The organism is Rhodosalinus sp. (genome assembly GCF_041685465.1).
Classification (GTDB): Bacteria; Pseudomonadota; Alphaproteobacteria; order Rhodobacterales; family Rhodobacteraceae; genus Rhodosalinus.
The window spans coordinates 1-13,621 of sequence record NZ_JAWLFS010000062.1 but is presented as its reverse complement, the minus strand read 5'-3'; the positions used below and the strand labels follow the sequence as shown (position 1 = coordinate 13,621).

13 protein-coding genes are annotated in these 13,621 nt (G+C 72.7%); 5 read left to right on the top strand and 8 right to left on the bottom strand.

Annotated elements, in window-relative coordinates:
* Both ACESL7_RS06110 and metG read left to right on the top strand, forming a co-directional pair.
* On the top strand, nucleotides 1-1,254 hold a 1,254-nt coding region (locus tag ACESL7_RS06110), incomplete at its 5' end, for an MFS transporter (RefSeq protein ID WP_372892431.1).
* Nucleotides 1,255-1,309: 55 nt separating this feature from the next.
* On the top strand, nucleotides 1,310-3,028 hold the full coding sequence (metG, locus tag ACESL7_RS06105; protein ID WP_372892430.1) for a methionine--tRNA ligase: 1,719 nt from the start codon (nucleotides 1,310-1,312) through the stop codon (nucleotides 3,026-3,028).
* Between the two features lie 66 nt (nucleotides 3,029-3,094).
* On the opposite strand, the gene ACESL7_RS06100 is transcribed toward metG, so the two are convergent.
* From ACESL7_RS06100 to ACESL7_RS06075, 6 genes are all read right to left on the bottom strand, one after another.
* Nucleotides 3,095-4,594, bottom strand: coding sequence for a sulfatase-like hydrolase/transferase (locus ACESL7_RS06100; RefSeq protein WP_372892429.1), 1,500 nt, complete (start codon nucleotides 4,592-4,594; stop codon nucleotides 3,095-3,097).
* Nucleotides 4,595-4,668: 74 nt separating this feature from the next.
* Nucleotides 4,669-5,640 (bottom strand): diguanylate cyclase domain-containing protein, encoded by a 972-nt coding sequence (locus tag ACESL7_RS06095; RefSeq protein ID WP_372892428.1) that lies wholly within the window; start codon nucleotides 5,638-5,640, stop codon nucleotides 4,669-4,671.
* A gap of 5 nt (nucleotides 5,641-5,645) precedes the next feature.
* The gene (locus ACESL7_RS06090) at nucleotides 5,646-6,233 is read right to left on the bottom strand and encodes a heme NO-binding domain-containing protein (protein WP_372892427.1); all 588 of its coding nucleotides are present in this window, start codon (nucleotides 6,231-6,233) and stop codon (nucleotides 5,646-5,648) included.
* A 90-nt stretch (nucleotides 6,234-6,323) separates the two neighbouring features.
* Nucleotides 6,324-7,904, bottom strand: a complete 1,581-nt coding sequence (locus ACESL7_RS06085; protein WP_372892426.1) for a trimethylamine methyltransferase family protein — start codon at nucleotides 7,902-7,904, stop codon at nucleotides 6,324-6,326.
* A 134-nt stretch (nucleotides 7,905-8,038) separates the two neighbouring features.
* On the bottom strand, nucleotides 8,039-8,770 hold the full coding sequence (locus ACESL7_RS06080; protein ID WP_372892425.1) for an HAD family hydrolase: 732 nt from the start codon (nucleotides 8,768-8,770) through the stop codon (nucleotides 8,039-8,041).
* A complete protein-coding gene (locus tag ACESL7_RS06075) occupies nucleotides 8,767-9,051 on the bottom strand; it encodes a DUF3572 domain-containing protein (protein WP_372892424.1) in 285 nt (94 codons plus the stop codon). The genes ACESL7_RS06080 and ACESL7_RS06075 overlap by 4 nt, the downstream gene beginning before the upstream one ends.
* A gap of 77 nt (nucleotides 9,052-9,128) precedes the next feature.
* Between ACESL7_RS06075 and ACESL7_RS06070 the strand changes: the two genes are divergently transcribed.
* The 3 genes from ACESL7_RS06070 (at nucleotide 9,129) to ACESL7_RS06060 (ending at nucleotide 11,992) form a co-directional block, all read left to right on the top strand.
* Entirely contained in the window at nucleotides 9,129-10,526 is a 1,398-nt protein-coding gene (locus tag ACESL7_RS06070; protein WP_372892423.1) for a diguanylate cyclase, read from the top strand.
* Between the two features lie 337 nt (nucleotides 10,527-10,863).
* A complete protein-coding gene (locus tag ACESL7_RS06065; protein ID WP_372892422.1) occupies nucleotides 10,864-11,253 on the top strand; it encodes a DUF983 domain-containing protein in 390 nt (129 codons plus the stop codon).
* A gap of 25 nt (nucleotides 11,254-11,278) precedes the next feature.
* Nucleotides 11,279-11,992 carry an NUDIX hydrolase gene (locus ACESL7_RS06060; protein ID WP_372892421.1) on the top strand — a complete coding sequence of 238 codons (714 nt, stop codon included), beginning with the start codon at nucleotides 11,279-11,281 and terminating at the stop codon, nucleotides 11,990-11,992.
* Nucleotides 11,993-12,002: 10 nt separating this feature from the next.
* Here the strand turns inward: ACESL7_RS06060 and ACESL7_RS06055 are convergent, their stop codons facing one another.
* Both ACESL7_RS06055 and ACESL7_RS06050 read right to left on the bottom strand, forming a co-directional pair.
* Nucleotides 12,003-12,905: an EamA family transporter gene (locus tag ACESL7_RS06055; protein ID WP_372892420.1), complete on the bottom strand. Its 903-nt coding sequence runs from the start codon at nucleotides 12,903-12,905 to the stop codon at nucleotides 12,003-12,005.
* A 19-nt stretch (nucleotides 12,906-12,924) separates the two neighbouring features.
* A partial coding sequence (locus tag ACESL7_RS06050) for a fatty acid desaturase (protein ID WP_372892419.1) occupies nucleotides 12,925-13,621 on the bottom strand: 697 nt, incomplete at its 5' end.

Below are 13,621 nucleotides of genomic sequence, written 5' to 3'. Positions count from 1 at the left end.
CTCTCCTTCGCCGCGCTCTTCCTTTCGGTCGTCTTCCTGCAGCTCTCCTCGGGGGCGGTCGCGCCACTCGATGCGCTCTCGGGGCTGAACCTCGGCTTCACGACGCAGCAGATCGGCCTTCTGGGTTCGGCGCATTTCGTGGGCTTCTTCGTCGGCTGCTGGTGGGCGCCGCGGCTCATGGGCAGCGTGGGCCACTCGCGCGCCTTCGCGGCCTTCACGGCGATGGGCGCGGTGGGAATCCTCCTGCACATGCTGATCCTGGATCCCTACGCCTGGGCGGCGATGCGTGTGGCGCAGGGGCTCTGCATCGCGGGCAGCTTCACGGTGATCGAGGCCTGGCTTCAGGCGAAGGTCACCAATGCCACGCGGGGCCGGACGATGGGCACCTACCGGGTGGCCGACATGGGCGCCTCGCTCGCCGCGCAGCTTATGATCGGCGTGCTGGAGCCCGCCTCCTACGTGTCCTACAACATCCTCGCGCTCTTCTGTTGCGCCGCGCTTTTGCCGCTGACGCTGACCACCGTGCGCCCGCCCGAGACGCCGGAGGCGCCGCGCCTGAAGCCCGGCCTCGCGCTGACCATCTCGCCGCTCGCGGTGGCCGGCGTGCTCGTGGCGGCAGTCTCGAGCGCGGCCTTCCGGATGGTCGGGCCGGTCTACGGCAGCCGCGTGGGCCTCGAAACGGACCAGATCGCCTTCTTCCTCGCGGCCTTCGTGGGCGGCGGCGCGCTCGCCCAGTATCCGGCGGGCTGGCTCGCGGACAAGCTGGACCGCCGGTGGGTGCTCATCGGATTTTCCGTCGCCGCCATCGTGAGCTGCGCGGTGACGGTCGCGGCAAGCGGCCTCGGCACCGCGGCGGTACTGCTGGTCGCGGGGCTCTTCGGGCTGACGACCTTCCCGATCTACTCCATCTCGGCGGCGCATGCGCACGACTTCGCCCGCTCGGACCAGCGGGTGGAGCTCTCGGCGGCGCACATGTTCTGGTTCGCGACCGGCGCGATCTTCGCGCCCTGGCTCTCCTCGGCGCTGATCGACGGATTCGGGCCGGCGGCGCTTTTCGCGATGATCGCCGTGGCGCATGCGGGGCTCATCGCCTTCGGCCTGATCCGGATGCGCGCGCGCCCGGTCGCTGGCCGGCGGACGCCTTATGTCTGGGCGCCGCGCACCTCCTTCGTCGTGGGCCGGCTGATGGCGGCGATCCGGGAAGGCGCGAACGGCCTGCGCCGGGACGACGAGGACGGCCCGCCGCGCCGCTAGCACCCCGGAACCGCTTGGGTTAAGGACGCGCCGGACACGGACCCGCGAGGCGCGCATGGCACGGCATCTGATCACCTCGGCGATTCCCTACATCAACGGGGTCAAGCATCTGGGCAATCTGGTGGGCTCGCAGCTGCCCGCCGATCTCTTCGCCCGCTACATGCGCGCGCGGGGCCACGAGGTGCTGTTCCTCTGCGCCACGGACGAGCACGGCACGCCCGCCGAGCTCGCCGCCGCGAAGGCGGGGCAACCGGTCGCCGACTACTGCGCCGAGATGCACCGCGTGCAGGCCGACCTCGCCGCGGGCTTCCGCCTCTCCTTCGACCATTTCGGGCGCTCCTCGTCGGAGGAGAACCGGCGGCTGACGCAGCACCTTGCCGTGAAGCTCTTCGAGGCCGGGCTGATCGAGGAACGCACCGAGCGGCAGGTCTACTCCGTGGCCGACGGCCGCTTCCTGCCGGACCGTTACATCGAGGGGACCTGTCCCAACTGCGGCTACGAGAAGGCCCGCGGCGACCAGTGCGAGAACTGCACGAAACAGCTCGACCCCACCGACCTGATCGAGCCGCGCTCGGCGATCTCGGGGGCCACCGAGCTCGAGGTGCGGGAGACGAAGCACCTCTACCTGCTGCAATCGACGCTGCGCGGCCGGCTGCGCGACTGGATCGACGCGCAGACGGACTGGCCGGTCCTGACCACATCGATCGCGCGCAAATGGCTGGACGACGGCGACGGGCTTCAGGACCGCGGCATCACCCGCGATCTGGACTGGGGCATCCCCGCGCAGTTCGAGGGCGCGCCCTGGTCCGGCATGGAGGGCAAGGTCTTCTACGTCTGGTTCGACGCGCCGATCGAATACATCGCCTGCGCCGCCGAATGGGCCACGGCGCAGGGCCTGCCGGACGCGGACTGGGAACGCTGGTGGCGCACCGGGCGCGGCGCGGAGGACGTGCGCTATACGCAGTTCATGGGCAAGGACAACGTGCCCTTCCACACGCTGAGCTTTCCCGCCACGCTGATCGGCTCGGGCGAGGACTGGAAGCTCGTCGATTACATCAAGTCCTTCAACTATCTCAACTATGACGGCGGGCAGTTCTCCACGAGCCAGGGGCGCGGGGTCTTCATGGACGACGCGCTCGAGATCCTGCCGGCCGACTACTGGCGCTGGTGGCTCCTGTCGCGCGCGCCGGAAACCTCGGATTCCGAGTTCACCTGGGAGGCGTTCCAGACGGACGTGAACAAGGACCTCGCCGACGTGCTCGGCAACTTCGTCAGCCGCGTGACGAAGTTCTGCCGCTCGAAGTTCGGCGAGGCGGTGCCCGAGGGCGGCGACTGGGGCGACCGCGAGCGGCAGTTGATCGCCGATCTCTCCGCCGGGCTCGCCCGCTATGAAGCGGCGATGGAGGCCATCGCGGTGCGCCGCGCCGCGCAGGAGCTGCGCGCGCTCTGGGTCATGGGCAACGAGTACCTGCAGGAGGCCGCGCCCTGGGCCGCCTACAAGGAGGACCCGGACCGCGCCGCGGCGGTCATCCGCGTCGCGCTGAACCTGATCCGGGTCTACGCGGTGCTCTCGCAGCCCTTCATCCCCGACGCCGCCGCCGCGATGCGCCGCGCGCTCGGCACCGAGGACGCGACTTGGCCCGGGGATATGGAGGCGGCGCTCGGCGCGCTCACGCCCGGCCACGCCTTCGCGGTGCCGGATGTCCTCTTCCGCAAGATCACCGAGGACGAGCGCGACGCCTGGCAGGCGCGCTTCGCCGGCGGGCGGGGCTGAGGCGCGCTCGGTCGCGCCCGGGCGGGCGCGCCGCGCGGGATCCGACCGGACCGAGGCCCGGGCGCCCTACCCCGCCGGCCAGTCCCAGACGGCGCGATCCGCAAGGGTCCGGTCCATGAGCCGGGCGCGGTCGGCAAGGAGCGCCTCCGCCGCCGCGAGGCGCGCGCCCTGCATCGCAGGGTCGCCCGCGCGGTTCCTGAGACAGCCCGGATCCTCCGCGAGATCGTAGAGCGCCGGCGGCAGCGCCGGGCTCGCCGCGTAGAGGTGGCGGGCGTCGCGGCGGCATTGCAGCACGCAGTCCTCGGGCGCGAGCCCGTGGTCGGCGCCGCGCGTCGCCGGGAGCAGCCGGAAGTCGAATTCCCAGAGCGCAGCCTCGCGCCACCGGGCCGGGGGCGTGCCCGCCGTGAAGGGCAGGAGCGAGGCGCCGTCCACAGCGTGTCCCGGGGCGACGCCCATCAGCTCCGCGAGCGTCGGAAAGATGTCGACCGCGGAGGTGAAGGCCTCGACCCGCTCCCCGCCGGCCTGCCCCGGCACGCGCAGGATGAGCGGGATGTGATAGCTCTCCTCGAAGAAACCGCCCTTGCCGAGCATCCAGTGATCGCCGAGCATTTCGCCGTGATCGGAGGTGAAGATCACGACCGTGTCCTGCCACTGCCCGGCCGCGCGGAGCGCGGCGGCGATGCGTCCGATCTGCGCATCCACCTCCGAAATCATGCCGGCATAGAGCGCGCGCAGCCGGGCGAAATCCCGCGGCGAGAGATCGCGTGCCCGGCCCGAGCCCTCCGGGATGAAATCGGACAGCAGCTGCTGGTCCTGGATCGCCGCGACGAAGGGATGCTGCACCGCCTCCGCGGCCGGGCTCTCGGCGCGCACCGGGGGCGGCAGCGCGTCCTCGGCATACATCGACGCGAAGGGCTCCGGCACGGCGAAGGGGGGGTGCGGGCGCAGGAAGCTCAGATGCGCGAACCAGGGGCGGCCCGCCTCCTGCTCGCCCAGCCAGGTCAGGAACGCCTCGGTCAGGAAGGCGGTCTGCGTCTCCCCGGCGCCGTAGAGCGGCGGACGGCGCGAGATCCGCTCGCCCGGCTCGGGCGGGACGGCATGGCGGCGGGCGGGCTCCGGCACGGTGTGGCCCCGCGCGCGGAGCCAGCTGATCCAGGGGCGCTCGGCCTCGTCCAGCCCCTGCCGGAGGTGAAACCCGGGCAGCACGCCCTCGAAGGTCGCGCGGGCCGGATCCGCAGGGGCGAGGCGGCGCGGATCGGGCGCCGTATCGGTGTAACCGAAGAGGGTGGGCAGATAGCCCGCCCGCCGCGCGGCGAGCGCGAGGGTGTCGAAACGCGCGTCGAGCCCCGCGCCGTTCCAGACGACGCGGTGGTTCATCTGGTAAAGGCCGGTATAGAGCGAAGCCCGCGCGGGCGAGCAGGGCGCGCAGGGGGCGTAGTGCCGCGCGAAGAGCGTCCCCTCGGCCGCGAGCGCGTCGACCGCGGGTGTGCTGACCGGGACGCCGCATGCGCCCAGCCAGTCGCCCCGCCACTGGTCCGCCGTCACGAGCAGGATATTCGGCCGCATGCGCCCTCCCCGATGTCGCGCCACGAGGTGTAGCAGACCGCGCGCCCGGCGCCAGCGCGGAAGGCCCTCCGGCCTCAGTCATCGGGCGCCGCGAAGCGGTGCTGCGCGCGCCCGGCCGCCTTGCCCGCGTAAAGCGCCCGGTCCGCGTCGGCGAGCATCCGCGCGGCATCCGGGCGGCTGTAACGCCAGGACAGCGCGCTGCCCGCGCTGGCCGAGATCCGCGCCTCCTGCCCCGCGACGGATATCGGCTGTTCGATGCGTCGGATGACACGCGTCGCGACGCGCTCGACCTCGGTGCGGCCGCCGGGGTCCTGCAGAACGACCACGAATTCGTCGCCGCCCACGCGCGCGGCGGTATCGGCCTTGCGCGTCTCGTCCACGAGCAGGCGCGCGACACGTTGCAGGACCTGATCTCCGGCGGCGTGGCCCATCGTGTCGTTCACCGTCTTGAACCAGTCGAGGTCGATCTGCATCACCGCGAAGCGGACCTCGCGCGTGACGAGCCGGTCGAGGACGTGCTGCAGCGCACGACGGTTCTTGAGCCCGGTGAGCGTGTCGGTGAAGGCTTGCTCCTCCGCCGCGATCATCGCGCCCCGAAGCCGCAGGTTGAGCTGGCGCGAGGCCTCCATCGCGGCCGATTTCGCCTCCACGAGATAGAGCATCTCGACGGCGAGGTCGGTGGCCGCGAAATCGGCGTTGGTGAGCGCGTAGTCGCGCACCGCCTCGACCACGGAAATTCCGAAGGACAGGTTGAGGATCGCGCCCCCGGCTGCCGGCGCCGGGACGAGGACGCCCTTGAGCTTGGTGCGCGGGGCATCGCGCAGCCGGAGGTGGAGGCAGAGCCCCGCATGCGCGAGCAGCTCCGCCATGACGCCGACGTGACGCGGGCGCGTGACCTCGAAGACGTCGAAGGCGTTCGCGCCCACGAGATCGCGGTCGGGCCGGAGCTTCGCGAGCGTCGGCCCCGCATGCGCGATCCGCCCCCCGGCGTCGAGGATCGCGTGCAGCGGGCAGAGCGCGTCGAGGACATGCGGGCAGGGCTGCATCGCGTTCAGCCGGTCCGGTCGCCGAGCACGAAGCGCCGGCCCTCGGCGTAGGCGCTTTCGAACAACGTGATCTCGATCTCGTCGCGCGCCCGCCCGGCGCGACGCAGTTCGGTATAGACCAGCGCGCCGTAATCGTCGGCCATCGCGCGCAGCACGCCGAGGAGCACGGGGCCGAAGCCCTCCTGCTCGGCCGCGACCGTCAGGGTATAGCGACCCGGCCGATGCTCCGCCAGTTCCAGCGCCGGCAGGGTCAGGTCGGAGACCGCGAGGCGCGCACGCTCGGGCAGGTCGTCGAGCGAATGCAGGAAATCCACGAAGGTGACGCCGCCGAAGCGCAGGAGCCGCCGCACCGCTTCCGCCTGCGGATGCGAGGCAAGGTAGGTGCCGATATCCTCCAGAAGCTCGTCGCGCGACTTGTCCAGTTCGCGGCAGGCGGCGTCGAGCACCCGCTGCGTGAGCTCGGGCGGGTAGATCATCATCGCCTCGAAATCGGCGAAGCCGAGATCGGCCAGATGCGTGACCGCGATCCAGCGTGCCCGGCCGTAGGTGTCGGCCAGAAAACACTGGATCGCCCTGTTGATCAGCCCGTGCATGTCCCCGCGACTCCCCTTGCGCGGAACAGACTGCCGGAGCGGCGTTAAGAATCCTTCAATATCTTCAATTCGTCGCGCTTTGCCGCCCGCTCAGAAATCGGTCGGCGCGCCGCCCTCGGCCTTGCGGCGGCTGACGAAGGCCTCGAGCTCCTCGCGCACGGCCGCGTCCATCGGCGGCGCCTCGAAGCTCGCCACGATCTCCTTCCAGACGCGGTGCGCGCGCTCGGCGGTCCAGACGCCGCCCGCCGCCTCCCAACCCTCGTAGTTTTTCCAGTCGCTGAGGAACGGCTGGTAGAAGGCCGTGGCGTAGCGCGCCTGCGTGTGCTCGGTGCCGAAGAAGTGCCCCTGATGGCCCACCTCGCGCACCGCGTCGAGCGCGATGTCGTCGGGCGTCGTGGCCCAGAGGGCGGGCTCCATGTAGCGCTGGATCTGGCGCACCACCTCGCAGTCCATGACGAATTTCTCGGGGCTCGCGATCAGCCCGCCCTCGAGCCAGCCGGCGGCGTGATAGACCATGTTGGCCCCCGACTGCACCGCCGACCAGAGGCTGTTCGAGGTCTCCCACATCGCCTGCCCGTCGGGGACGTTGGCCGCGCAGACGCCCGAGGCGCGCATCGGCAGCCCGTAGAACCGGGCGAGCTGCCCCGTCATCTGCGTCGCGCGCATGTATTCCGGCGTGCCGAAGGCGGGTGCGCCGGTCTTCATGTCCACGTTCGAGGTGAAGGTGCCGATGGCGACGCAGGCGCCGGGGCGGATCACCTGCGCGAGCACCACGGCCGACAGCGCCTCGGCGAGGCTCTGGGCCACCGCGCCGGCCATCGTCACCGGCGCCATCGCCCCCGCCAGCGTGAAGGGCGAGACGACGAGGCCCTGGTTGCGCCGCGCAAGCCGCATCCAGCCGTCCATCATCGGATAGTCGTGCTTGAGCGGCGAGGTGGAGTTGATGTTGGTGTACATCTTCGGGCCGGACTCGAACGCCGCGTCCGAGAAACCGCCCGCGATGCGCACCATCTCCATCGCGTCGTCGACCCGCTCCGCGCCCAGCGAATAGGCGTGCGTCACCTTGTCGGTCAGCGTGAGCTTGTCGTAGAGCACGTCGAGGTGGCGCACCGAGGGGTGCAGGTCCACCGGCTCCACCGGGTAGCCGCCGGTGAAATGGATGCACTCGAAATACTGCGTGAGCTTCAGGAGCGTGCGGCACTGTGCGCGCGTCCCCGGCATCTTCCGGCCGAGCTCCATGTCCCAGTAGTTGGGCGGCGAGGAGACGTTGCCGAAAAGGATGTGCCCGCCGCCCATGGTGATCCGGCGGTCGGGGTTGCGCGGGGTGATGTCCCATTGCGCGGGGCATTTCGCCACCATCTCCATCACCAGCCCGCGGTCCATGCGGACGACCTCGCCCTCGGTCTCGCAGCCCGCGCGGCGCAGGATCTCCACCGCCTCCGGGTGAAGAAAGGCGATGCCCACCTCCTCGAGGATGCGCATGGCGCCCTCGTGGATCGCCTGCACGCCCGCCTCGTCGAGCGGCTCGACCGGGCGGTCGGGGTTCACCGGCAGGCGCCAGGGCGGCTGCTCGATCGCGGCGTGCCCGCGGCGTGAGGCCGCGCCGGCACGGCCTCCGCCCCGCCGACGGCGCGGCGCGGGGGCGTCTTCCTTGCGGTTCGGGTCCTGCATCGGGTGCTCCTGTCGCGCTTCCGGGCCATCCAACGCGCCGCAGTCCCCCGCCCGCGTGTCTGAATGCGACGCCCGGCGTCGGAAACGGGCCGTCGCGCGCAGCGACGACACCTGTCAGGGCGACGGCGCGGACCTCATCGGCCCTCGCGGGCCTCTTCGGCGGCAACGTCCGAGAGGAGCCAGTCGGGCAGATGGCCGATGTCGCGCAACACCGCGTCGGCGTGGGGCGCAAGATCGGCCTCCAGCGCGGGGCCGGTGAGCACGCCCACAACCTGCATTCCCGCCGCGCGCCCGGCGACGAGGTCGTGCAGGCTGTCGCCCACCATGACCACCTCCGCCGGCGAAAGGCCGGTCGCCGTGGCGAAGGCGCGGAGCGGCGCCGGATCGGGCTTCGCGCCGTGTCCGCTGTCGGCGCCGGCGACGAAGTCGAAGGCTTCCGCGATCCCCGCGGTCAGCAGATGCGCCTCGGCCGAGAGCGCGCTGTCGTTCGTCATCACGCCGAGGCGCAGGCCCATGCCCCGCAGCCCCTCCATGAGCGGCGCGAGCGGCACGGCCGGCGCGAGCGGCGCCTCCGCCGCACGCGCGGCGAGCCAGGGCTCCAGCGCCTCGGCCGACGTGCCCGGAAGAGCGCCGGCGACCAGCTCGGCCACCTCGCGGGTGCTGCCGGCGATCACCGGGCTGTCCCGGTGGAAGCGGCGCGCCGCGAGGTCGTAGCCGAGCGCCCTGCCGAGCGACGCGGCGCGCGCCGCGTCGCCCCCGGCGAGCTCGGCGATCGTCTCGGCGGCGAAGGCCGACCATGTCGCCTCGAAGCCGAAGAGCGTGCCGTCCTTGTCGAACAGCACCCCGCGGGCGCGCAGAACGGTCATGTCCAGTGCACCTGCACGCCGCCCGGCAGCGCCGCGCGCGCCCGCGCCGGCAGGTCGTAAGGGTGGGCCGCCGCGTCGCAGAACCGCGTCACCCAGGCATCGTCCTGCATCAGGAAATCGAGGGCCGCGGCGAGCACCTCCGGCGTGCCGGCGGCCTCGCGCAGATCGTCGACGCCGATGCCCGTGCTTCCCATGAAGACATCGAGCAGATCGCCGTCGCCCGCGATCCAGGCCAGCGCCTCCGCCGCAACCGTCTCGGCCTGCTCCCGCGCCAGAGCCATCGCCCGTCTCTCCGAAATCTTTTCTTAACCACTCCAGTAAAGAGTCCGTCCCGGAGTTGGCAAGCGGCAGGGCGACGATGACGGGCACCATCCTGATCGCGGAGGCGGTGGCGACCCGTCGGATTGCGCTCCGCGCGCGGATTGCCAACGCTTTCCGCCGTGTGCTCATCGCCACGACCGCGGAGGAGGCGATCCGCGAAGCCCGCGCCGAGCCGCCGGAGATCGTGCTCGTCGCCTCGGACCTGCCGGGCATGGCGGCGGCGGAGCTGCAGCGCCGGCTCGCGGGGATCGCGCCCGATGAAGCGCCCCCGGCGCTCGCGGTGATGACACCGGCAGGGGACCGCGCGGCATGCTTCGCGGCGCTCGGTGCGGGGGCGGACGACGCCATCGCACGCACCACGCCGCCGGCGCTGATGCTCGCCCGACTGCGGGCGCGGCTCCGCGACCGCGAGGACGCCGCCGAACTGCGCCTGCGCGAGGCGACGCGCCGTGCGCTCGGTTTCGCAGAGCCCGCCGCGACCTTCGAGCCGCCGGCCCGCCTTGCGCTGCTCGCCCCCGACGCGCGCAGTGCGCGGGCCCGGGCCGCGGCGCTCTCGGCGGCGGTCGGCGCGCCGGTCCGCGCGCTCGACCGGCAGGCCGCGCTCGCGCTCGGCCCCGGCGACCGGCTGGACGCGCTCGTGCTCGCGGCCGGACACGGCGCCGCGACGGGTGCGGCGCTGGTCCCGGCCCTGCGGGCTCAGGCCGCGACGCGCACCGCCGCGCTGCTCGTGCAGACCGCGGGCGCCGGGGCCGAGGCGGAGGCGGCGCAGGCGCTCGATCTCGGTGCGCAGGACGCGCTGGCCGGCAGCTTCGACGCGGATGAAATCGCGCTGCGCCTTGCCGCGCGCCTCGCCGCGAAACGCCGGGCCGACCGGCTGCGCGCCGACCTCCGCGAGGGGCTCGACGCCGCGGTGACCGATCCGCTGACGGGGCTCTACAACCGCCGCTTCGCGATGCCGGAGCTCGCCCGCCTCACCGCCGAGGCGGCGCGGGAACGCCAGCCGCTCAGCGTCCTGATCGCCGATCTCGATCACTTCAAGGCGGTGAACGACGCGCAGGGTCATGCGGCCGGCGACCACGTGCTTGCCGAGACGGCGGCGCGCCTGCGCGCTGTCCTCGGGGCCGACGGTCTCGCCGCGCGGATCGGAGGGGAGGAGTTCCTCGTCGCCCTGCCGGGCGCGGACGCCAGCGCCGCGCAAGCGGTCGCGGAGCGGCTCTGTGCGCGCGTCGCCGCGACGCCCGTCCCGCTGCCCTCGCCCGCGACCGAGGTCGGGGTGACCGTCTCCATCGGCCTCGCGACCCTGATGCCCTCAACCACCGCGTCCGGGGCACCCGCGCGCGCGGCCGAGGCGCTGCTCGCCGAGGCCGACGCCGCGCTCTACGGCGCGAAGGCGCGCGGGCGGAACCGCGTGAGCACCCACCGCCCCGCCGCGTGAGCCGGGCAAGGCCGCGACACGCTCGCGGCGCCCTCGATCTAAGTCAGGCGCTGCAAGTATCGCGGCAGACGCCTGCATCCGCGTGCCAATGTCCCCCGGGCGATCCACGCCGCGGCCCGAGGGCTCCGGCCGCGAACGTCGGCAGCCGGCCTCCTGTCGACAGCCGGCACCTCCGTCGGTCCCGGCCACGCCCGCTTTCCCTCGCACCGACGCTGCGTTAGGCGGACGCGGGGCCAGGACCGCCGGCGACTCGCGACATGCCGCCGCACGGACAGGCTGTCGCCTTCCATTGCGGGCCGCACGCGACAGACTGTTGGGGACAGGAGAGGGAACATCCATGGTCTACGAGACGAGCGCCGCGCCCGAGCGGCCCACCTGGCAATCCTTGCGGCGCGGATGGCGGCGGCGGTGCCCCGGCTGCGGGCAGGGGCCGCTCCTGACAGGCTATCTCACCGTGCGGGCCGCCTGTCCCGTCTGCCGGGAGGAGCTGCACCACCACCGCGCAGACGACGGGCCGGCCTACCTCACGATGCTGATCGTCGGGCACCTGATGGCACCGCTCCTGCTTTTCGCCTTCATGCGCTGGCAGCCGGAGCCGCTGGTGCTCTTCTCGATCTTCGCGGTTGGCTGCGTCGCGCTCTCGCTGTATCTCTTGCCCCGGTTGAAGGGCGCGATCGTGGCATTCCAGTGGTCGCGCTTCATGCACGGGTTCGGCGACGAGGCGTGAGCCGGCGCCCCGTGCGGGAGGGGCCATGCAGAGCGAAGATCGCCCGGCCGAGGACAAGACACGCGTGCGCGACGCGGCGACCGTGATCGTCCTGCGCGACCGCGCCACCGCGCCGAAGATCCTGATGGGACAGCGCGGCGCGGCGGCGGCCTTCATGCCGAACAAGGTGGTCTTTCCGGGCGGCGCGGTCGACCCCCGCGACGCCGAGGTGCCGCTCGCCGCACCGCTCGACGCGACCTGCCGCGCGCGGCTCGAGGACGGCGCGCCGGCCCGCCTCGTCGACGCGCTCGCCGCGGCGGCAGTGCGCGAGCTCTGGGAGGAGACGGGGCTCATTCTCGGCCGGCCCGGCACATGGCCCGGCGCGCCGCCCGCGGACTGGGCGCGCTTCGCGGCGACCGGGCACGTGCCCTCGGCCGAGGGGCTGACCTTCGTCTTCCGCGCGATCACGCCGCCGGGGCGGCCGCGCCGCTTCGACGCGCGCTTCTTCCTCGTGGACGCCGAGCGGATCGCCGGCGACCCGGACGATTTCAGCGGCGCGGAGGACGAGCTCAGCCACCTGCGCTGGATCCCGCTCGACCGGGTGCGCGAGGCGGACCTGCCCTTCATCACCGAGGTGGTGCTCGCCGAGGTTGCCGCGCGGGTCGCCCATCCCGGCCCGCCGCCCTCGGTGCCGTTCTTCCGCAACTCCGACGAGGAAAGCCTCTTCCTGCGCCTGCACGGGCGACCGATGCCGGAATGAGGGCAGGGCCTCAGGCGAGCAGCACGAGACCGACGACGGAGGCCGTGAGCAGCGCGATGCCGGCCAGTTCCGACCGGCTGACCCGCTCGTGGAACACGAGGACGGTCACGGCGAGCGACATCAGAAGCTCCACCTGCCCGACCGCCTTGACGAGCGCGGCGGTCTCCAGCGTGAAGGCGAGAAACCAGCAGAAGCTGCCGCCCATGCTGGCGAGGCCGACCCAGAGCGCGACGCGGCGCGCCCCCCAGACGCGGGACAGCTCGCCCCGCTCGCGGCGCCACAGCCAGAGGGCGAGCCCCGCCATCTGCGCCGCGGTGACCGCGGCGAGCGTGACGGCGGCGCGCAGCACCGGATCCTCGCTGCCCACCGCCAGCGAGGCGCCCCGATAGCAGACCGCGGAGACCGCGAAGAGCCCCCCGGACGCAAGGCCAAGCGCGGCCGCGCGGTTGGCGATCCGCCCCGGCCCGCCGAAGGCCGCGCCCGGCGGCGCACCGATCAGCCAGACCCCGGCGAGGCCCAGCGCGATCGCGCCCACCGCCGGCGCCGACAGCCGCTCGCCAAGGAGCACGAAGCCCAGGAGCGCCGTCTGCACGACCTCGGTCTTCTTGAAGGTGATGCCGACCGCGAAATTGCGCGCGCCGAAGAGCGCGACGACGCAGGCCGTGGCCAGCACCTGCGCCGCGCCGCCGGTCAGCGCGTAGCCCCAGAAGCCCGCGCCCAGCGTCGGCAGCGGCTGCGCCGTGGCCGCGAGATAGGCGGCGAGGCCGAGCGCGACGAGCGGCGCGGAATAGGCGAAGCGCGCGAAGGTCGCCCCGAAGGTCGAGAGCGTGCCGCCGCGCAGGACCTTCTGCAGCGTGAAGCGCACCGTCTGGAACGCCGCCGCCGCCAGTGTGACCCAGATCCAGAGTTCCATGCGCCCTTGTGGCGCAGGCTCAGCGGCGTGGCGAGAGGGGATGCGGCACAGGGTCCTTGGCGCGGGTCAGGTAGCGGGCGAAGATCGTGGCGTATCCCGGGTAGACGTAGCCGTCGTTGGAGGTCACGAAACGCTCGCGGTGCGCGCGGTAGAGCGCCGGCAGGCGGTACCACGGGACCTTCGGGTGCATGTGGTGGACGACGTGCAGGTTGTTGTTGAGAAAGAGAAAGGCGAGCGGGCCACGGTCCTCGATGATGACGGTGCGGGCGCGCGCCTTCTCGTGCGCACGGTGCTCGACGAAGGTGCGGATCTTGAGGAGCGAGAGCCCGAGATAGCTGGCGAGCGCGAAGGCCCACCAGGCCATCGCGCCGGCCCAGGCCACCCAGGCCAGCACCAGCGCGACCGCCGGAACATGCAGCGCCCAGGCGGCGAGGACGCGCCGGTCGCCGGCCCGGATCGCGCGCCAGTCGTCGGCCATGAAGGCCCACTGCCCGATCGCCGGGCCGAGGACGAGCCGCCCGACCAGCGTGTTGTTGGCCGCGAGCAGCCCCCGCAGCACCGGGCCGAGCCGCGCCCAGACGGCCGGGTCCAGATAGTTGCTCTCCGGGTCGTCGTAGGGGTCCGTGAGCACCGCGTCCCGGTGGTGCGCGAGATGCGTGTCCTTGAACCGCAGGTAGGGCACCGCCAGCACGAGCACCGGGAAGACCAGCGCCGCG